Genomic DNA, 21129 nt, shown 5'->3' with positions numbered 1-21129 from the left:
CATTTGAATTTTTATCTAAATAAGTCTACCTGCTTCATTGAAAAATCAGCAGGCAGGCTTTACTTTATCACTATTCATTTAAATAAATGCAGACAGTTGCTGCGGATGTTTATCGAGCACGATCTGATCGGTACTGATACCTTCTTCAAGCAAAATATCAATGTTTTGTTTAAGAAAGTCATCGCTACCGACAATATAAAAGAGACCCTCTTTATTTTCTGTAAGATTATTCACTTCTTCGTAGTAGTCTTGACGACGACCAACAAACTGCGCCTTAAATTGTTTATCCACTGCCGTTTTAAACACATCCGTAAATAAATATTGTTTTGATGACTCAATATTAAGCGAGTGAAGATGAGTAATATTATCAGTACACTTCAGATAGTCAAGTACAAGCGGTCTGAAAGTAGCAAGACCTACACCAGATGACAGTAAATAAATCGGTTTATTTTCTCTTTTAAGCGTAACGTTAGAACCTGTCTTAAATAAGGCCACCTCATCTCCAACTTTCAGATGTCCTAAAATCGATTTATATTCAGAGCATTGTTCTTTGATACGTGTTGTAATACCGATAGAACCTTCATATGGTAACGTCGAAATAGACATATGACGAACAAGACTTCGATTAGGCTTATCTCCTGCGTTAAAGCCCTTCATAGCTAAATGTGTATGAGCGCCTTCTTCCCATTCAAAGTCTTTCGGGCAATCTAGTAAATACGTATTTACTTCAGATGCCTCTTCTTTAATTTTATTTATCTTAGTCCAATAGATTTGCATGCCTCATTCTCCTTCATCTGTTTACGTGTTGTTACTATTTAACATACTACAAATGAGAATTATTCTCAATAGAAAATCTCTCGTTTTTAAATGTTTATCTTTAAATCGTATCGAAACATGATAAAGAAGCTCTATTAGCTCAATAACTTCATAGGAACTATTTAAAAAGACTAGAAGGTCCTTTGATATCACAAAGAACCTTCTAATCTTTTATTTAATGCTTGTTAGTCAGGCATCCTATTTAACGATAATCAGTAATTAGTAAAATTAATTACCTGAAATCATCAAACCAAATTGAGCCAGTAATGCACTCGCTAAGTACGTTCCCATAAAGACAAAGACCGCGACAATCGCAACCTTCCATGACGTTTTTCTTAAGTCAACTAACCGGTCCGCAACAGAAATACCCGCAAAAGTAAGAATCGGTGTCGTAATAGATAAAAAGTCAACCGCTTGAATGGCTGTGACAAAAAAGTCAAAGATTAAGCACATCACAAGTGACGTAATCGACACCCAGCCTAAGATAGGAAAACTACGCAACACAGGGATATCCGCTTTTTTAATCACATCAGTAATCATAATACCAATCATCGAAAATAGCCATAACGTTAATAGACCCATGATCGCCATGCCGTCAATTGGTGCGCCTCCACCATACTTAAGTAGCTTAATCCCTTGCGTTAAAAGAATGAGCGAAATACTTAAAAGTAGAATAAGACCATATTTAACATATTGATTCAGTCCTGTTGTTTTTGTCATGCTTCATCACCTCGCACTAATAATTTATACATGAACTTCTGTAATGGTACAGCTAAAAAGATCATCGTAAAGGTACCTAAGAAACTCGTTAAAAGCTGACTAGCCGCAGCATAAGATAGAATCGTTTCTTCCATCTCAGGTAAACGAGCAACTAGTGTTGAAGATGCCCCTGTCATCATACTACTTGAACCAACACCTGATGCCATTGCTAGCGCTTCTGGACGAAAGCCTAAATCGAGTAAGATGGGTGCAAACACGCTAAAGAAGAGGGCACCAAACAGTGTACCAATAATATAGAGTGACAGCACGCCTCGCCCTTCTTTTGATTCAAGGGTGTATTTTTCAGAAATATAGGCAAGTTCACCTTCACGACCAATACCGAGTGTCGCCCCGATCGCTTCTCGGCGTAAACCAAGCAAAACAGCAATCGGTAGTCCAATAAGGACCGTTCCTAAGTTACCTAAATCTTGAATAATAAACACCCAACCGACTTGAAGAATGTCTTTTATTCGCGGGGCAACGTCAGCACCGTATCTTGCCATAAGTGGCAGCATAATGAAGATCAAATATTGACTCGCAAACCCAATGTTTGCTTTACTGTATACTTTCTTCATGATACCCTTTCTAAAAACACTCATCCCTAATACCATTGTTAATAAAATTGCAAAGACAAGTGGCAACAACGTAATGGTAATGGAGCCAATGGTGATACTTTGAAAACCAATCCACTCCGCTGCAAAAATAATGACTACCGCAAAGATAATTAAAAAGCCAAAATCACGCTTCATACTCATTCTCCCCCTTAAATCTCTCTCATATTTTTTCTATTTTGCGAGTGTGTCTAACACCTTTAAATAGTCTTGATAACTTTTTTTATACAATTTATCTTGATCTATTTGACCGACCATTTCTTTAAGAACACTTTGTAGAAATGAAGGAAAAACAGTATAAATAAATTCTGGGTCAACATCAATAAAATCATCACCGTGAATCGTACCCGTGAACCCACTGTAACCTATTTGAATACATGGCATCATATAAGATAAATCCCCGATATCACCCGCTGCGCTAATGGCTTGGTTATTAAGCATCGACTTGATGCGCTCATCTTTGTTGAATGCTGAGGCGACAAAAGTTGAGAGGTAGCGACTTTGTTGGAACGGTAAATAACCCATTTGTGTTTCAACATCGACTTCTCCCATTAAAGCTTGTGCTGAACCGGTAGCCGCTTGGTCTAAGCGAATGGCGACCTCCTGCATGTAGTCAACAGATTGCGTACGTAAATCTGTTCCAACGGTAATATGATTAGGAATGACATTGGTCGACATATCTGACTGCATCACAATCGGATTTATTCGCACCATTTGTTTCTCATCTAACTGTTGTCTTGATAAGCCAATGGCTGTATTAAAGAGTGTTGACATGCTGTAAGCATTAACAGAAGAAAACGGATCAAAGCCAGCGTGTGAGGCTTTACCTTTAAAATGATATTTCTTATAAAGGAACCCAGCTAAATCACAGTTAATTTCAATCGTACGTTCATCGAACTCTCCACCAATCGCATGAACACAGATACCAAGATCAATATCATCAAACACACCTAACTTCATCGCTTCTGGTTTACCACCATAATGTGTGATGATCCCTTCTTTTACTAATTGTTCCCGGTAAGGTAAATCAAGATATTCTTCCGCTGGAACAAAAATAAAGGACAGTTGAAAATCAAACGCTTCGTAAGCTTTCGTTGCATATAGCTGTTCGTATAAGGCTAGCGCAATCGCCACTTGTGTATAATGCCCACAATTATGTGCCGCCCCGTTCGTAGGATCTGCTTTAAAATGTGACGGAGCATATACCGCGTCTAATTCAGCAATAAAAGCGATATGTACTGGCTTCTTCTCACCTAGCGTTGTTTTAAAGCCTGTTGTACTGAATTCTTCGATCTGAATTTCCGGATGAACATTTTTTAAATACTCAACAATCGTCTGTTTTGTCTTTGTTTCTTTATAACCCAATTCTGGATTTGCATAAATCTGGTCTGCGAGTGTTTTTATTTTCTCGTACTGTTCATTAATAGTCATATGTCCTCCTTCTTGTCATATCCGAATGTTAAAACTAATAGTACTAGTTATACCATCGTTCGTTATTTGACGTCAATACATTTAAGAAAACTTTTTCGTTTATTCAGTTGAATAATTTTACACACATGTGTACCCACTTCATAAAAACCTTATAAACACAGCATTTTAAGCATATATATATTCATTACCCTATCCACCCACTCTATTTTACCAATGATTACAAAAAAATAATGAATTTTCAGTAAAAACACAATAAACGAACATTATTATTAATATGAGTTTATTTATTCGTTTATATAACTTTAATTGTCAATTTTATTTTGTCAAATAATGTGTTGTTTTTATATATTCACTTCTAATATTCTTTTTTAATACCTATATCTTAAAAGAGCATGGATTTGTCTTTCGATCCATGCTCTTGTTAGTGCCCTATTTTTTGTTCGTTCTTCACTTCTATAATGAAATACTATTCCATGAGGGACCGTTTCAAGTTCGCGATTCCAATCATCTACAGCATAAGTTTTCTTAACTAGCTGTTTAGATCATTAACCTCTTACAACAAGAGGCGAAAGTGGTATTACTTCCACACATACACATGTCGCTGTCTTTTGGTAAAGGATAACCCGCCTTAATAAGCGTCTTCAATTTATCTTGTTTAATTTTATCAGCTAATAGCTTCATTCGGTTGTGCGCATAACGATAAATTCGTTTATAACTATGACAGAAATACGTTTTACTTTGTTCGTTTTCACTAGCGCTATTACGTCTATTTCTCGGACAACCACCCTGACATAGCTTTAGAAACTCACAAGATTTGCATGTCTCGGGTAAATCTTTCTTTTGATTAACAAATGCGTCTAATTTGGGGTTCATCGCAATATCTTCGAAGGAATCGACAGTGATATTTCCAAGTCGATAAGCTTCATCCATATAAAAATCACAAGGATAAGCATCACCATTTTGTTCGAAAACAAGGGCTTTAGGACACGTTTCTTGATGAATACAATGTTCAGCCGTTTGATTTAAATATCCCGTCAACATATTATCAAAGAAGCGAACAGACGTGACTGGTTGCCCATCATGATACCAATGATCAAAAGCTTCACAGAGAAAGCTCCCATATTCTTCTGGTGTAATCGCAAATACACCCGGTTGCTCTACTTGTTGTGCTTTAAAATCCATACAAGGAATAAATTGAACATACGGAAAGTTTTCTTGCTGGTAGAAGTTCATTAAATCTTTAGCACGATGCACATTCGTTTCGTGTATGACCGTCAAAATATTAAATTCAACACGATGGTTACGAAGGTGTTCAATACCTCGCATGACTAAATCAAAGCTCGGTTTTCCTGTACGTGTGACGCGTCTTTGATCGTTTATTTCTTTCGGACCATCTAAGCTTACCCCGACAAAAAAACCATGTTGACTAAAGAATTGCGCCCAATATTTATTAATTAATGTGCCGTTCGTTTGAATAGAATTACTGGCGCGTTTAAATTTTGTACTGTACTTCTTTTGATAATAAACCACTTTTTCAAAGAAATCTAACCCGGCAAGTAATGGTTCTCCTCCTTGCCAAATAAAAGATACAAGTCCTTGAGACATCTCCATATATTCTTTAATGAATTTTTCGAGTGTTTGCTCCTCAATTTGATTGAATTTTCCAGGACGGCCATTACATGTACTATAGTAGCAATAATCACAGGCTAAGTTACAAGCTTCTGATACCGTTTTCCACATCACACTAGAAATTTTAGGTTTGATTTTAACCGCTGGTTGATTAGACATGTCTGTCACCTCCTTAAATATTGTAACTAAGCATTCATGGCACATCGAAAGCCCATATTACCAGATGAACTATCTGGCGTGTTAGAGCTTCGTGCTGCAACCCGATAACGATTGCAGTATGATTCATGACATAAATACGATCCACCTCTTATGGCTCTTGGTTGATGATCTTGTGTGATGGATGTAGCTATTGAATGATCAAAAAAGTTATCACACCACTCCCACGTGTTTCCTACCATACTAAACATACCGAAATCATTTGAAGGGAAAGCATCAACAGGACACGTACTGTTATATCCGTCATCTTGAGTGTTTTCAATCGGAAAATCTCCTTGCCAAATGTTACATAGATGTTTACCGTTTGGTGTTAATTCATCTCCCCAAGGGTAACGTTTTTGGACAAGCCCCCCTCTTGCGGCATATTCCCATTCCGCTTCAGTTAATAGTCTTTTCCCTGACCATGTACAATAGGCGGTAGCGTCATTCCATGAAATATGAACAGCGGGGTGATTTAAACGATCTTGGATGGAAGAATCCGGTCCTTCAGGATGCGCCCAATCTGCTCCTTCTACCACCCGCCACCACGGGGTATGGGCGGGTCTTTGTGTGACAGATTTAGCTGTTTCTTCCGATAAAAGGTTGTAAAAAACAAAGGACCATCCGTATCGTTCTGCGTCTGTTAGGTAGTTCGTATCCTCTATAAACTCAAGAAATTGTTGATTCGTAACTGGAGTTGGATCAATATAGAAAGACTCAACATTAACGGCTCTTATAGGACCTTCTTGATCGCCTTTATTGGCATCACTATCCTCCGTTCCCATTAAAAATGTTCCACCAGTTAATTTAACCATTCCTTCTTGATGATGCTGTCCAGGTTTAATCAAGTTGGAGGTTTTCATGTTTTCATCCGTATTTTGATCGCAATTTATTCGATTACTATGACAACAACTCATGTAATTCACCCTCTTTCTTAATTATATGGCTTGTACAACATTATAAATATTGATAGCAATAATCAATATAATTGTTGCGTTGAAAATTAACTCAACTCGTCTACTATCCCAATGTAAGGATAAATAATTCCCTATAAAACCTCCAACGACTCCGCCGATAACCATGACCGGGAGCATATTTAAGTCATATTCAACGAGACTGCCCTCTGTAAATATAAGTATGATAGCGGCGAGTTGCGAGAAAAATATAATGAAAATAGAATTAAGACGCGCTTGCTTTGTATCCATGGAGAACAATAAACTTAAAACAGCAATATTTAATGGCCCTCCCCCAATGCCGATAAATGCGGAGACAACGCCCAATATAAGACCAATCATTAAAATGATCCCAGCGTTTTTGAGGTGATATGTTTTATAGAAATGACGATATTTCATTAATAATAATATGATGATTAAAATGCCGATAAGCAGTGCTGACTGAACTAATCCAATCATATGATTAATTGGTTCATATTTCAAACTACTATTAAATAAGCTTTTCCCTATGCCACCACCTATAATAGAACCGATAGCAAGAGTAAAGCTTTGTTTTTTTTGAAGTTGAACATCGAGTTTTCTTGATCCGAAAAGCGAGACGACAGCCATAGTAAAAACGGTGATTGCTGATAATGCCCCTATTGACTTCAAATTAAAATCACCGAGTAAGTCAAGCATAGGCTTGATAATGACTCCTCCACCTAGCCCTGCTGCAGCTCCTAATGCGGTGGAAATTAACCCTACGAAAAAATATACAACATACATAACCGGTTCTCCCTTAAATTTAAAGAATTTATACCTCTCACTCATCGTATATAACGATATACTTTATGCTTTAGCTGTCATTAGAGTAAGGGGGAATGACATCCCCCCAAGTGGTCTACTTAATTTATATCAATAATATTTTGGTCAAGAACAGCAACCGTTTCACCAGGGTTATGAACGGTGCATTTCTCTCCATTGCTAAACACCACAATGACATCAATTGAAGGTACTTCCGGTTTAATTGTTTCAAAGTCGACTGTTAACAACGTTTCACCTTGCCTCACCTTTTGGTGCTGCTTAACATGAGCGGTAAAACCCCTTCCATTAAGCTTCACAGTATCAACCCCAACATGAATGAGTACTTCTAATCCATCCGTCGCTCTTAATCCAATCGCGTGCTTTGTATTATATACAAAAGTTACTTCCCCAGTGATGGGTGATTTAATAGAATGACTAGTAGGGTAGATGGCAAAGCCATCTCCAAGCACCTTACCAGCAAACATCTCATCATCAACATCTTCGATCTGTTTCAATATGCCAGAAACAGGACTTACAAATAGTGGTTTATTAAAGAATTTTTTAAACACGCGTTATTCCCCCACCTTTAGAAAATCATTTGGATCCTTAGAGCTCGGATTATAATTTTCACTTTTGTTAATTTTCCAGCCTTCTTCTAACTTAAAATGTCCATTTAGAATCGGGTCGTTCGTTTCTAATTGATGTTGTAATAGTTTTTGTCTTAATTCATCAGCTATTGATTGATATTTTACGTCCTCGATAAGATTATTTGTTTCACTTGGATCATACAGCAAATCGTAAAGCGCTTCTTCTGGCTTTTCTATTTGTTCTAGACCATTTGCTTGATAATAATCTTTACTTATTGAGTTATCAATATTTGTCCGGTTAATTTTCAAATACGATTTATCATAGAATTTAATGTATTTATAACGTTTCGTACGAACACTTCGCGCAGGTTCATAAGCTGTGTGGTAATTAATTTCAGAGAATATCTCTTCTCTTTCTGTCCCTTCTTTATCTTCAAAAAGATAAGCAAAGGACTCACCTTGTAAGTAATCCGGTTTATCGAGATTAAGTAGATCGCATAAGGTAGGGAAAACATCAACTTGTGAAACCAAACCTTCCACTTCCTCCCCATTCATGCGACTGCCAGGCACACGCATAATTAATGAAACACCGATACCCGCGTCGAAAAGATTACATTTATTGAACGGGAAAGAAATACCGTGATCGGTTGTAAAGATAATGATTGAATTATCATAGAATCCGGCTTCCTTAATGGCTTCGATAACAACCTTAAATGATTCATCTGCCCATGTCGCTGACTTTAGATATCCAGCATAATCTTCACGAATAGGATAGTCATCAGATAAAGGTGTCGGTGGCATAACATATTTTGGATCAATCTCTTCTTTATTCTCATGTCCTTCTTCCGGAAATTTTCTATGTGTTGAAAATAAACCAAAAGAAAGGAAGAAAGGTTTATCTTCTTGATAAGACTCTAACCACTCTTTAGTTTTCAAGGCATTTTCATAATCCCACTTAGCAAGTTCCTCTTCTGCTAAGCCAGTGTTATCAGCTGTAATATCTTGTTTATAACCAATAATTTTCGCCCCTGCTTCATGATCTATATAGCTTCCTGCTTCATGTTGGATCCCGCAAAGCACTGTATTATACGCTCGTTTGTTTAAATAGTTTACTAAATGTTGGTTATAATCATGGAGTTTAAATCCACGCTGCGATAATCCATACATCCCATTACTATGAGGATACATACCTGTTAGTAGTCCTGAACGACTTGGTGAACACGTGGGTCCAACACAATAGGCTTCTCTAAATATCGTCGCATCTTTTGTGAATGCTTTAAGTGATTGCGTCGGGACATCGTAGCCATACGGACTTAATATCCTCCCGCTATCATGCGTGTGAATATAAATTATATGATGCTTCATGACTTCATCACCTCCTGAAGAAAGATTAACTACTCTGCCTTTAGTTCGTTATTTAATTCACTATCAATAACAATTTTAATGTCTGAATGTTTCTTCAAAATTGATGCGGGGAAATCCTCTGAAACTTTCCCATTCAATAGTCTTTGAATCGCATCAGCTTTTTGTTTTCCGAATGCTACTAAAATAATCTTTTTAGCCTGTCTAATAGTTTTTAAACCCATCGATAGTGCGTGTGATGGTAATTTCTTCTCTTCTACTAGCAATGGCGTGTTTGCTTCAATTGTTGAAGGAGCTAATTTAGTTATATGTGTATGTGTATCGAATGCGGTACCTGGCTCATTAAAACCGATATGCCCATTAGTTCCAATCCCCAACAATTGCAGATCAATTCCGCCCGATTCTTCTATTAGCTTTTCATAGTTTTCGCACTCGTTATTCAAATCTTCTGCACAACCATTTGGTATGTGGCTATTTTCTTTTGGACAATCAATATGATTAAAGAGTTTTTCATGCATATAGAAGTGATAACTATCAGGGCTTTCAGGATGCAATCCTATATACTCATCTAAATTGAATGTTGTGATGTTTTTAAAACTCACTTTATTTTCTCGATATCGTTTAATTAAATCATTGTATATGCCTTTAGGAGTTTCTCCTGTTGCTAATCCTAAGGTCAAAAAGGCATACTTATTGACCTCTTGAACAATCAAACCAGCCACATAGGCATTTGCTTCATTTTTAGTATTGAAAACAATTAAATCCATTACAAATCCCCCTAAAACTAATCAACAGACTGGGATGAACCCAGTCTGTTGCCTTATTTATTTAGATGTTTCCCTTCTTCTTAATCCAAATGACTGAAAGGATAAATGGTACTAAACCAGCGATGAGATTCACCATAACATAATGGAACATTGTTCCATCTAAATGAAGTAAAAATCCTGGTATAACAGCGATACCCATTCCATCTCCAGCTAACCCCACAAGGGAAGAATACATACCACCAAGAGCACTTCCAATTAAACCGAAGATAAACGGCCAGAAGTTAATTAAATTAACACCGAAAATAGCTGGCTCTGTAATACCAAACCACGCTGAAACAGCGGAAGAAATAGCTAACGCTTTCATCTTTTTACCTTTAGCAAAGATAGCAAAAGCTGTTACTGCGCCGGCTTGACCCGCTACAGCAGCAGATCGAATTGGTTGATATAAATTTTCTCCCATTTGTTCTAAGAAATTGATATCTATAACCCAAAGAGCATGGTGTAAACCTGTAATAACCAACACTTGCTGCAAACCAGCAATTATGAAACCACCTATCCCTAATGGTAAAGTAAATAAGAAGCCGAATAAATCTGCAACACCTGTTTCAAGGATACGTGCAACAGGTCCTACCATGAATAAGCCAATAAATAGACCGATAGTCATAACGATAAATGGTGTTAGCACTAAATCTAATGCATCCGGAACAATTTTACGGATTTTTTTCTCAAGATACGCTACCACAAACGCGATACCAAGAACAGGCAATACAGAACCTTGATAACCTACGACTGTTGCCTCAAATCCAAACAAATCAACAAATAAAGGTTCTAAATTCCCGCGCCCTACCGCGCCTGCAGATGGCAAGAAATTGTGGACGAGCATTAATCCAATGATGAAACCAAATATTGGCGTGCCGCCGAATCGCTTCATTGCAGACCAACCTACAAGAGCTGGAAGAAAAGCGAACGGTGTATCAGTTAATATTTGTGAAAATCCAAACCAAAATGAACCTTCAGTTAACCAACCGAGATTAACCATAAACGATCTTAGCCCCATTAATATACCTGAAGCGATGATTACTGGAATAATAGGAATGAATATATCACCAAATACTCGCACAATTTTCTGAACCACTGTCATATCATCATACGCTTCATCTTTAACATTACCCGTGTCATCTACTAATTTTTCTGCTTCATTATAGACTTGATTAACTGTACCCGTTCCTAATATAATTTGAAATTGCCCAGCCTTATGAAGTACACCTTTCACTCCATCCATATCATCTATAGCAGCCTTATTAAAAAGTGAGTCATCCTTTAGCATCAGCCTTAATCGGGTAGCGCAATGTTCCATTGCTCGAATATTATCTTTTCCACCAACATTTTCAATAATATCTTGAGCCAATACTTTATAGTTTAAAGCCATTTGAACCCCTCTTTTCTATTAGTTTTTTACCCAGATTGGTGAAGCCCATGCGCGCTCACCATTTCTTTGATATACCTTAACTAATACATAATCATCTTGTGCCAATTCACCCAATTCCGTCTCATAAGTTACTTCATAAGCGGTAGCAGGAACCCCTCTATGAATCTTAACCTTATATGCATTGTGCCAGAATGGGTCTGAGCGATAAAAGTTATCTTTATCAAAACGTTCTTTGGCTAATTTTTTAGCCTCATCGACTAAGCCAATTAAATGAGATTCAGATAAAATATCTTTGACTTTATATGAGTAAGTTTTATCATCGATAATTATTTCTAAATCAGAATTAACATCTGCTTCAATCTCAAATATCATTGATTGATTTTGAATATAAGGTGTCTGGTGGTTTTTCTGAGATAATTTTTCATTACCATATCCACCCTTCGTTGTATTGATATCAAACTCTGCTTCACTTTCACCAATCATACTTACGCTTTGGCCTGGGGTTGTCCATAACTTTTCAATATCTAGTATTTTACCTGTGGTTTTAAGAGAGCCTGTCCAGTGCTTTTCTTGAATATCAGGATACACTCGCTGATCAGGACCCCATCCAAGTTCCAGCTCAAACTTAAATACTACATTTCCAGTCAGTGTTTCTTCTTCCCATTGTCCATTATGAATATATGTGTCTTTTACCACGTTATTTTTAATAAATTCAATTCTATCAATCGCATTTGTTCCTTTAACTTCAACTTTTGCTTCGCTTGTTTGAGAGGGTTCAATAAAATCACCCATTAATGCCCCGTTAAGTTCATAGTTTAATTGAATCCGGCTTCGAGTTACACCATAAACGTTGCGGTTGAGTAAAGCTTTAAAAATACTTTCTCTCGATCTATCTTCCGACCAAACGGCTAAAAACCCGTTACCAGTAATTGCAGGACAAACGTGATTGTCACCTGAGCAGATAATCCCTGTAACCGCTCCTTCTTTCAACCCTTGCATGACTGTTCCCTTAGAGTCTCTGGGGCCCATATGAATATGAACATTCATCGGTAAGTCATCATAGTCACTTTCTGATGAACCGTGCGAAGAATATATCTCGGTGAAAGGAGAATATTCATAATCATGAGTGGCCCAATTCTTTCCTCTATGGCCTACTGCATAACCTGTATGATGTGGAATGGCCATCGCTTGACTTTTGGGTATTTTATTTAATAATTCTTTATAAGTCATTGGATGATGGATATCTTGATCATTATTTAAATAATAAACATTGTGATCCCCATCTTCTCCATTTCCTTGCCATTCATATCCCATAAAGAATGTAAAATCGTCTTCAGATTTTTCTTCAGCAAATTGACGAATGTATTCCCAATCTTTTTGCATATCCTCTAGAGGAATCGTATCCTCTAAAGGTAATCCATGTTTAGATTTACGATGAAGGAACGGATAGTAAGCAACCCCCCAGAAATCAAGCATTTCTTTAGCAAAATCATACCAGTTTTCTAAATCATTAATTTGTTTTGGATGGATATTCGAGTGGAAATCCGACCACAATAATTCTTTTTTCTTCATACTCATTTTCCCCCTTAATTTAATTTTGGCCAAGCATCGTTATTAGCTTCTATAAGATCATTTAAAATACTTTTAGCTAAGTCTGTATCTACTACTGTTCTATTCAGAGTTAAAGCTTTTAAAGCCGCGTCATACGAATTATTATAAAAAGCGTCTACCGTTAGCTTTTCATAAGCGTATTGATTTTCTATTAAGCCTTTATAAAAAGTATCAATCGGTCCAACACGTAAGGGTTCAATATTATTGCTATTTACTAAACATGGTACTTCTACCATAGCCTCTGAAGGTAAATTTTCAATAACCCCTTTATTTTCAACCATTATGATAAATAAATCATTTCTATTATTAATGATTGCTGTCATTAAATCGACAATATAGTCACCATGTACCCCTGAAGATATTTCGATATCCTCTGTGGAATTTTGCTGTTTGACAGCTGAAATCATCGAAAATACTTCTTTTTCTCTCTCAGCAATAACCTGATCCGCTCTTGTATGATGAGGATCGGATTCTTTCACAATCTTCTTAGGATACAGATAGTACTGTAAATACGTATTTGGAACTGGGCCATCAAAATCATTAGTCATTTGAGCTAATTGTTCAAATGTCTTTTTCCACGAATCATCCGACATAGCTTTTTCAGTAGGAAGAATCGCGTCATGTTTAAGGTATTCTTTAATTTCTGGTAATCGATCATTTCCTTCTTGGTCATACAGGTTAGTAAACCAACCAAAATGATTTAATCCAAAGTATCTTGGTGATAGTTGCTTTCTTGATACTCCCAAAATATTTGAGAATGCATCCATTATCCCGATTGGCATATCACAAATATTTATTAAACGCTGATCGTTTGGAAACTCTCTTTTTGTTGCTTCTGCGACAATAGCTGCTGGGTTTGAATAATTAATAATCCACGCATCTGGAGATTGCCGTCTAATTTCTTTAATTATCTCAATGAAGTCTTTTAAAGTTCGCATACCATAAGAAAATCCACCTGGTCCACATGTCTCTTGTCCTACCACACCATGACTCAAAGGAATTTTCTCATCATGCTTTCTCATTTCCAATCCACCTGATCTAATTTGCATTAGAACAAAATCTGTATCACTAAAAGCTTCTTCAATATTCGTAGTGCATTTGATGTTATTAACGGATGAATATCTTTCTTTGAACAAGACTTCTGCAAAATCTCCCACCTCCCGCTGTCTAGCCTCATCAGTATCAAATAATACGAGATTATCAATAGACACTTGGTCTTGATATCTAACTAACGTATCCAGCAGTGCAGGAGTATACGTGCTTCCCCCTCCAACTATAGTAATGTTAACTTTTTTCATAACCTCACTCCTTTGTGTTGTTAACCTCATCATAACAGCATTTAAAGCGTTTTCAATATATCGTGAGATCATAGTTAAAGCGTTAATTCAACTGATATAAATCACACCTAACGTTAAAAACTATCTTTTTTACATATATATGAATTTAAAATATACCAAATTGACACTCTATATTTTAAATGCCATAATAATTTTATTAAATATAATCACTAGGAGCGTGCTGAATTGAAATACTTATCCAAGTTGATTAAAGAAAATGAGGAAAAACTTTCAACAACAGATTATAAAATTTTAAACTTTGTCTTAGAAAATGTTGAAAAAGTAGACACATTCTCAATCAACACTTTAGCAGATCATTGTTTCGTATCACATGCTACAATCCTCAGATTAGCAAAAAAGTTAGGTTTTTCAGGATATTCAGAGTTTAAATCTTATATCAAGTTCAATAAAACTACTATTGATGAAGCACGTTCGGGTGAGATTTCTCGTAGTTTTTTAATTGAAGATTTAAAGAAGACATCAGATTTATTAAAAGAGCAAAGTGTTTCTCAAGCAGTGGAGGCTATTGAAAAGGCTGATCGAGTATATTTAATAGGATCTTGGTTGTTGAAATCGAGCGCTTATTTTACGGCTATGCGGTTCAATTATTACGACAGTAAGTTTATTTCGCCTCAAAATGAAGAAGAAGTTGAAATAGCTTTTTTAAACGGTATATCGAATAATACATTAATCATCTTTCTATCCTTTTCAGGTGAGAGTAAAAATATTATTAAATATGCAAAAAAAGCCCAACAAGTCGGAGCAACGGCAATATCAATAACGTCAATAACAAAAAATTCGCTATCAAAATTATGTGCGTTAAACTTTTGGGCTTACTATTCTGTGATTTATGAACCTAAGAATAATGAGTGCATTGCATCTAATTTAATGATTGATTATATCTTAGAAAAAATATTTTTACGTTACTTGCATAATCATGAAATATTAAATACGACAACTTCTATAGAAACATCTGAAGTGCATGATGATATGCTATAACTCAACGGTTTTAGTCTAAAATGTTAACTAAACTAAATGTTTTTAAAGGTATAACGGCTAAAAAAAGTAAGTTCTTACGCAATTTTATCGATTAACTTGACCTTCTAGGAAGCCATTGTTTTCATTAAGTTCTATGGTGTTTAAAGTAGGTGAGAAATCAGATAGTAGCCTTGAAATGAAGTATGTAGTTAATAAATCATGTCGATCTTTTTCATATAAAATGAGTTCGCGAAACTCAAGCATATCTCTATCCTTTAATGCTTGTCAAAAACCTGTGATGAACGCATAGGACGGTCTAAGCTTAGGATATTTCATTAGTAGGAGGTGCGGATGTTTTCTTGGACTTTTTTCATGCAATTAAACCTAGTGTCTTTCTATAATTTATCGGACTGAGTCCTCCTAGAGACAGTTTAATTCTTTTATTGTTGTACCAATGCATGTAATCATCAAGTAGTTTAATGAATGTATCAATTGATATGTTTTCCCATTTAAATCCATAGAAAAACTCATTCTTAAGTCTTCCAAAAAAACCTTCGCAAGCCGAGTTATCTGGTGAACATCCTTTTTTAGACATGGACTGTGTCAGACCGTTGGTTTTAATCCTTTCAATCCAACCTGGCCATCTGTAGTGTACTCCGCGATCAGAGTGTACGATTAGCTTTGAATGATCAGAGAGTGTATCAAGTGCCTGATCAAACATACTATTAACGAGCTCCGCATTCGGTTGTGTACTGATTGACCAACTAACTATGCCCCCATCAAAACAATCGATAATGGGCGATAAATAGACTTTTCCGGCAGGAATACGAAACTCTGTAATGTCTGTCAACCACTTTTCATCAGGCGCTTCAGTTTTAAAATTTCGTTGAATAAGATTAGATGTCGCGGGAGTAATTTCACCTGCATACGAACTATATTTCTTTTTAGTTACTGAACGAACAATGAGATGCTCTTCCTTCATAAGTCGTCTAACAACTTTCTCAGAAACGACAACATGTCGTTTTTTAAGACCTAATACATACGACGATAGCCATACGTACAACGACTTTCAATAAAAATGTCCTTAAGCATTACCCGTAGATCAGTATATTTATCCGGAAGGTTAGACTGGCTTCTGTGGTAAAAATAGCTACTCTTAACTAAATCGAGATTTTCTAGCAGAAGTCCCAATGGATAAAAGATTCTTAAGGCATCAATCACACGTGTTTTTTCTTTGTTGGAGAGATGTTTTGGATTGATACCCCCGTTCTTTTTTACGAGTTCAGCAGACTTTTCCAAGATATCTTTTTCCATTCGTAGTCGATAAACTTCTCGCTTTAAAACATCAACTTCGCTTTTTAACGCTTCTAGTTGAGGGCTATCAGGCATATTAGTCATATTTGGTGGAAGTTCCTCTCCAATGAGCTCTTCTTTCCAATTATAGAGCGTTTTACGACTGATATGAAGGTGCTCAGCTATTTTTTGGACAGAGGTTTTGCGGCTCACAAGATGGATAACGGCCTCTTTTTTCTGCTCTTGAGAATAGTTTAACTTACTGCGCCTGATTTTACGAGCTTCAGGAGCAAGTTCTTTACACCAATCACTAAGCATGTTTCTGTCGGGATAACCCAACATACGAACAGTTCTCGAATAATTACGACCGTATTCGATATAGTGATTAACAGCAAACTGTTTTTCTTCATGGGTAAATTCACGTTTTCTTGTTGAGGTTATCTAAAGATCCCCAATCTCTTCATATTCCTTAAACCATTTGTACAGAGCTTTTGAAGAAGGATAGCCTAGTTCCTGAATGACTGACGCCAATGAGTGCTCGTATTTAATGTAAAACTTTACAGCTTTTATTCTTTCTTCGTAAGAGTAAATGGACATTCTCCTGTCTTATAGTTGTCCAAGATTATGTCCACACCTCCAAGTGGCTCTTTTTGTCCGCAATATTCAAGAAGGTTATACGACCTTCCTCATCAATCTGTTGAAATAAATCACTGCTTCTCTAAGAGGCTATATCTTGTTTAAACAAATGGTGGTGCAGTTTCCACCAATGCAAAAAATGACTTAAAGAATTATTTCCTTCAAGTATTAAGCAATATGCAATTGATAGTATCTGTTTATAGCGAGAAGGAAAGATGGCTTTTAAATCCTCATAGATCCCCGTTTGTTTATTGATTTGATAGATTATTCTCACAATTACCACCTCGTTATAAATTCTGGGAATGCAGGCAGCAAACGATAGTACAGTAGCAAAAAAATGCTGAAATCGGAAAAAAACGCGCACTTAAATCTTTATTTGACAATCTAATCGAGATCAACTTGACACATACACTTATTTTATGTAATTTACATTAAGCGTTAATTTTGTGTAAAATCTCTTGTGGAGGTTTCCTTTTAGTATTTGAATTAGAGGTCATCAATGACATTAATCGTACCAAAGGGACTTCTTTTTTGCATTCTTCAATCCATTGATTTTCTCTGGTATTTAGTTCCTTACAAGGATACTCCTATGTGTACACGATGATTTTTATTTAAAGACGTTTTATTCAAACATAAGTAAAGCTGCGCCAATAACACCTGCTTCTTGATTTAATTCAGCAGGTACAATAGGAGTATCACTCGCATCTCGATTTAAAGTAAACTGCTTAACATAATCACGAATAGGCTGGAATAGCGTTTCCCCTGCTTGACTGACGCCACCACCAATAACGATAATTTCCGGGTCAAGTGTATTAATCATAGCCGTAACCGCCATTCCCATTCGGTTAATCACTACGTCTAAATACCGGGTGATTTCTTCATCTTTCTCTTTATAAAGACTAAAAGCTTCAGCAGTAGAGATCGTTATACCTTTAATCTTTGAAGCTTCTCGACTAATAGCTGTCCCTGAACATACATGTTCAAAACAACCAAGTTGGCCACATGTGCATTCACCAAAGCTAGGATCGACAACCATATGACCAATATCCCCAGCATTTCCTTTGTTGCCTGATAGTAATTGATTATTTGAGATAATACCTGCACCAATACCAGTGCTAATCGTCACATAAAGAATATCCTTATGCCCTCTTCCGTTACCTAGATGATGCTCTGCAACCGCTGCAGCAGAGGCGTCATTTTCCAAGCGAACAGGGACATTAAACTGCTTTTTAAAATCAGCAACAATCGAAACATTGCGCCAAAGTGGCAAGTTGGGTGGATAAGTAATCATGCCACAAGAAATATCCAACGGACCCGGCGCCCCTATACCGATGCCAGCCAGCATCTCTTCTTTAATATCATGGTCAACTAACATCTGTTTTACAGTCTCAATTATGCTTTTAATCATCCGTGAAGGGTCTATGCTCGTATCTGTTACAAGTTTCGTTCGAGAAAGAATCTTTCCACTTTGGTCTACAATCGCTAGTGCTGTTTTGGTTCCACCAATATCAATACCAACCGCGTACATCTCGCCACATCCTTTATTATTATAGTATAAACAGAAACGTCAGAAAAAGGACCATAGCCATACATGAGCTATCATCTTAATCCTGACGTAATGATGTCTATGTCATAATGTTGTTCTAAAAAAACGAATCACTTGTCAGTTACCTCTCCTGAAATCATAAAGTGATAGGCAGCTCCGAGTAAATTAGCATGATTTTTATGATAACAAACCATCACTTTTGGCACCACGAGTTTTTCTGGTGTCTCTGTTTGAATAGTGATTAAACGACTTCTCAACTCATCTAATAATTCTTTTCGCGAACTAATCCCACCACCAATTAAGATGACATCTGGGTCATAGACGTACTGAATATTATAAATACCTAGCGATAACATTGAATAGAAGCGGTCAATTGCTTCTTGACAAATCGGGTCTTTCGCTTTAGCAAGCTCAAATACCTTTTCTCCTGACCAAGAAGATACGGGTTCAGCTTTCTTCTTAGCGACATAACGAATGATTGAAGAAGTCGAAGCTAAACGACTAAATACTGATAATTCTCCGGTCTCAGTCGGAAAGAGCATATAACCAAAATCACCTGCATGGTGATGGTTACCATGAAAGATCTTCCGGTCTTGAATAATAGCACCACCAATACCCGTTCCAATAATTAATGTTGCCACATTTTTTTCTGTTCGAGCATTTCCACTCCATATTTCTGCCAGTGCAGCACAATTAGCATCATTTTCAATTGTTACAGGCAAGTGAAAAGTTCTTTTAAACAGATTCAAAATGTTATGTTCATGTAAATACGGTACCGCACTATCTGCTCCAATCATCCCGCTAGATAAAGGTATACCTGGACTACTAACCGCCACACCGCGGTAATCATGTGGTACATAGGCTTGTTTGATTGTATTTAATAGCATCGTAAAATCAGCAAATAGTGTAGGTGTTGGGTAAGATTGTTGCTGTGATAATTGGCTCTTGTTATCAACAAGGCCGACTTTGATATTTGTTCCACCAATATCAATTGCTAATACATCACTCATTGGTGTCAAACCCATTTCTTTTTACGAGTTCTTTAAACCATAAACCACTCTTTTTCATGTGGCGTGTCTGGTCTTCTAAATTAAGCCGGTAAAAACCATACCGATTTTTATATGCATTTAACCATGACCAGTTATCAATGAATGTCCACGTATGGAAGCCAAAGCAATTGGCTCCCTCTTGCATTGCTAAGTGAAGCCACTTTAAATGTTCTTCATAAAATTCAATGCGGTAATCATCTTCAATCATTCCGTCATCGTTGATAAAGCGTTCTTCACCAGATACACCCATACCATTCTCCGAAATGTACCACGGGATGTTGTGATAGTTTTGTTTAATGTTCATCGCAATATCATACATACCCTTTTCATAAATCTCCCAACCCCTATGCGGATTGATTCGACGATTAGGGTCTTCATAATAATCAAAAAAGCTTTCTGGTGTGATATGTTCGAGTTGATCCGTTGTTTCTTTTGCTTTTACCCGGCGCGGTTGATAGTAATTGACACCTAAAAAATCAACCGTGTTAGATGCTAATAGCTCCGCATCATTTGCAATTCTTTCAGGCAAGAGGGCGTACTCATCAATAAGTTGAACTAACTCTTCTGGATACTCCCCGAGCACAGAGGGGTCTAAGAAGCTTCGATTATAGAATAAATCAGCTAAATGAGCCGCTTTAATATCTGCTTCACTTTCACTCTTAGGATAAGAGGGGGTTAAGTTTAAAATAATTCCAATCTCACCGTCTAACTTAAGTTCTCGATACGTTTCTATCGCTTTTGCACTTGAGAGCATTGAATGATAAGCAACAACAACAGCCCGTTTCATATCAATAACCGCAGGATAGTGATATGTATTGAGATAACCCATTTCCACTGGCACAATAGGCTCGTTAAACGTTGTCCACATCATCACTCGGTCCCCAAATAACTTGAAGGCTTGTTCTGCGTAATAGGAAAAAGCTTTAATAATATCAGGGTTTTCCCACCCACCTTTTTCTTGTAAGTGCATCGGCATATCAAAGTGAAACAGATTAATAATCGGCTTAATCTTTGCATCAATTAATCGATCAATAACATGATTATAAAAGGTCACTGCTTCTGGATTAACGTGTTCACCATCTGGAAGTAGCCGCGACCATGAAATTGATGTCCGAAACGAATTAAAGTTAATGTCTTTCATTCTCTGAATATCTTCTTCAAACTGTTGGTAAAAATCAGATGTGATACTAGGACCTACACCATGATAGAACTTTTCAGGGTTCGTTTTAAACCAGTAGTCCCAAATATTTTCTGCTTTTTCGTCACCTGCTACCGTTCCTTCAGATTGCGTCGCAGAAGATGCTGCTCCCCATAAAAACTCGGGAGGGAAATCATAATGAACCATTCATGATCATCC

17 protein-coding genes and 2 pseudogenes are annotated in these 21129 nt (G+C 36.7%); 1 reads left to right on the top strand and 18 read right to left on the bottom strand.

The window, feature by feature from the left end:
• Window positions 1-78 precede the first annotated feature (78 nt).
• The 13 genes from BM390_RS00480 to BM390_RS00420 form a co-directional block, all read right to left on the bottom strand.
• Entirely contained in the window at window positions 79-777 is a 699-nt protein-coding gene (locus tag BM390_RS00480; protein ID WP_089852692.1) for a dihydropteridine reductase, read from the bottom strand.
• A 267-nt stretch (window positions 778-1044) separates the two neighbouring features.
• On the bottom strand, window positions 1045-1536 hold the full coding sequence (locus BM390_RS00475) for a hypothetical protein (protein ID WP_062320139.1): 492 nt from the start codon (window positions 1534-1536) through the stop codon (window positions 1045-1047).
• A complete protein-coding gene (locus BM390_RS00470; RefSeq protein WP_062320137.1) occupies window positions 1533-2324 on the bottom strand; it encodes a DUF3100 domain-containing protein in 792 nt (263 codons plus the stop codon). The genes BM390_RS00475 and BM390_RS00470 overlap by 4 nt, the downstream gene beginning before the upstream one ends.
• A gap of 36 nt (window positions 2325-2360) precedes the next feature.
• Window positions 2361-3617 carry a M20/M25/M40 family metallo-hydrolase gene (locus tag BM390_RS00465; RefSeq protein ID WP_062320135.1) on the bottom strand — a complete coding sequence of 419 codons (1257 nt, stop codon included), beginning with the start codon at window positions 3615-3617 and terminating at the stop codon, window positions 2361-2363.
• Window positions 3618-4154: 537 nt separating this feature from the next.
• Window positions 4155-5405: an anaerobic sulfatase maturase gene (locus BM390_RS00460; RefSeq protein WP_062320133.1), complete on the bottom strand. Its 1251-nt coding sequence runs from the start codon at window positions 5403-5405 to the stop codon at window positions 4155-4157.
• Window positions 5406-5431: 26 nt separating this feature from the next.
• The gene (locus tag BM390_RS00455; protein WP_062320131.1) at window positions 5432-6358 is read right to left on the bottom strand and encodes a formylglycine-generating enzyme family protein; all 927 of its coding nucleotides are present in this window, start codon (window positions 6356-6358) and stop codon (window positions 5432-5434) included.
• Between the two features lie 21 nt (window positions 6359-6379).
• Complete coding sequence (locus BM390_RS00450; protein WP_062320129.1) at window positions 6380-7159, bottom strand: sulfite exporter TauE/SafE family protein; 780 nt, start codon at window positions 7157-7159, stop codon at window positions 6380-6382.
• A gap of 119 nt (window positions 7160-7278) precedes the next feature.
• Window positions 7279-7746, bottom strand: coding sequence for a PTS sugar transporter subunit IIA (locus tag BM390_RS00445; protein WP_062320127.1), 468 nt, complete (start codon window positions 7744-7746; stop codon window positions 7279-7281).
• 3 nt (window positions 7747-7749) lie between these two features.
• Window positions 7750-9129: a sulfatase family protein gene (locus BM390_RS00440; protein ID WP_062320125.1), complete on the bottom strand. Its 1380-nt coding sequence runs from the start codon at window positions 9127-9129 to the stop codon at window positions 7750-7752.
• Window positions 9130-9158: 29 nt separating this feature from the next.
• Window positions 9159-9893 carry a glucosamine-6-phosphate deaminase gene (gene nagB / locus BM390_RS00435; protein ID WP_062320123.1) on the bottom strand — a complete coding sequence of 245 codons (735 nt, stop codon included), beginning with the start codon at window positions 9891-9893 and terminating at the stop codon, window positions 9159-9161.
• Window positions 9894-9954: 61 nt separating this feature from the next.
• A complete protein-coding gene (locus BM390_RS00430; protein ID WP_089852691.1) occupies window positions 9955-11322 on the bottom strand; it encodes a PTS transporter subunit EIIC in 1368 nt (455 codons plus the stop codon).
• An 18-nt stretch (window positions 11323-11340) separates the two neighbouring features.
• Window positions 11341-12894, bottom strand: a complete 1554-nt coding sequence (locus BM390_RS00425) for a DUF3604 domain-containing protein (RefSeq protein ID WP_089852690.1) — start codon at window positions 12892-12894, stop codon at window positions 11341-11343.
• Between the two features lie 14 nt (window positions 12895-12908).
• On the bottom strand, window positions 12909-14231 hold the full coding sequence (locus BM390_RS00420) for a family 4 glycosyl hydrolase (RefSeq protein ID WP_062320116.1): 1323 nt from the start codon (window positions 14229-14231) through the stop codon (window positions 12909-12911).
• 225 nt (window positions 14232-14456) lie between these two features.
• On the opposite strand from BM390_RS00420, the gene BM390_RS00415 reads away from it, so the two are divergent.
• Window positions 14457-15269: a MurR/RpiR family transcriptional regulator gene (locus BM390_RS00415; RefSeq protein ID WP_062320114.1), complete on the top strand. Its 813-nt coding sequence runs from the start codon at window positions 14457-14459 to the stop codon at window positions 15267-15269.
• A 349-nt stretch (window positions 15270-15618) separates the two neighbouring features.
• Here BM390_RS00415 and BM390_RS00410 read toward each other — a convergent pair.
• The 5 genes and pseudogenes from BM390_RS00410 to gmuD form a co-directional block, all read right to left on the bottom strand.
• Window positions 15619-17132: pseudogene (locus BM390_RS00410) on the bottom strand (IS3 family transposase).
• Between the two features lie 55 nt (window positions 17133-17187).
• Window positions 17188-17436, bottom strand: a pseudogene (locus tag BM390_RS15865) (IS1634 family transposase); the annotation flags it as partial.
• 363 nt (window positions 17437-17799) lie between these two features.
• The gene (locus BM390_RS00400; protein WP_062320107.1) at window positions 17800-18705 is read right to left on the bottom strand and encodes an ROK family protein; all 906 of its coding nucleotides are present in this window, start codon (window positions 18703-18705) and stop codon (window positions 17800-17802) included.
• 128 nt (window positions 18706-18833) lie between these two features.
• Complete coding sequence (locus BM390_RS00395; RefSeq protein WP_177220585.1) at window positions 18834-19733, bottom strand: ROK family protein; 900 nt, start codon at window positions 19731-19733, stop codon at window positions 18834-18836.
• Complete coding sequence (gene gmuD, locus BM390_RS00390) at window positions 19726-21117, bottom strand: glycoside hydrolase family 1 protein (RefSeq protein ID WP_089852688.1); 1392 nt, start codon at window positions 21115-21117, stop codon at window positions 19726-19728. Before gmuD ends, BM390_RS00395 begins: the two co-directional genes overlap by 8 nt.
• Window positions 21118-21129 lie beyond the last annotated feature (12 nt).

Origin of the sequence: Halolactibacillus miurensis (genome assembly GCF_900116255.1) — a bacterium.
GTDB classification, from domain to species: Bacteria; Bacillota; Bacilli; order Bacillales; family Amphibacillaceae; genus Halolactibacillus; species Halolactibacillus miurensis.
Note: the sequence above shows the minus strand (reverse complement) of the source record. Positions and strands in the feature narration are given on the sequence as shown.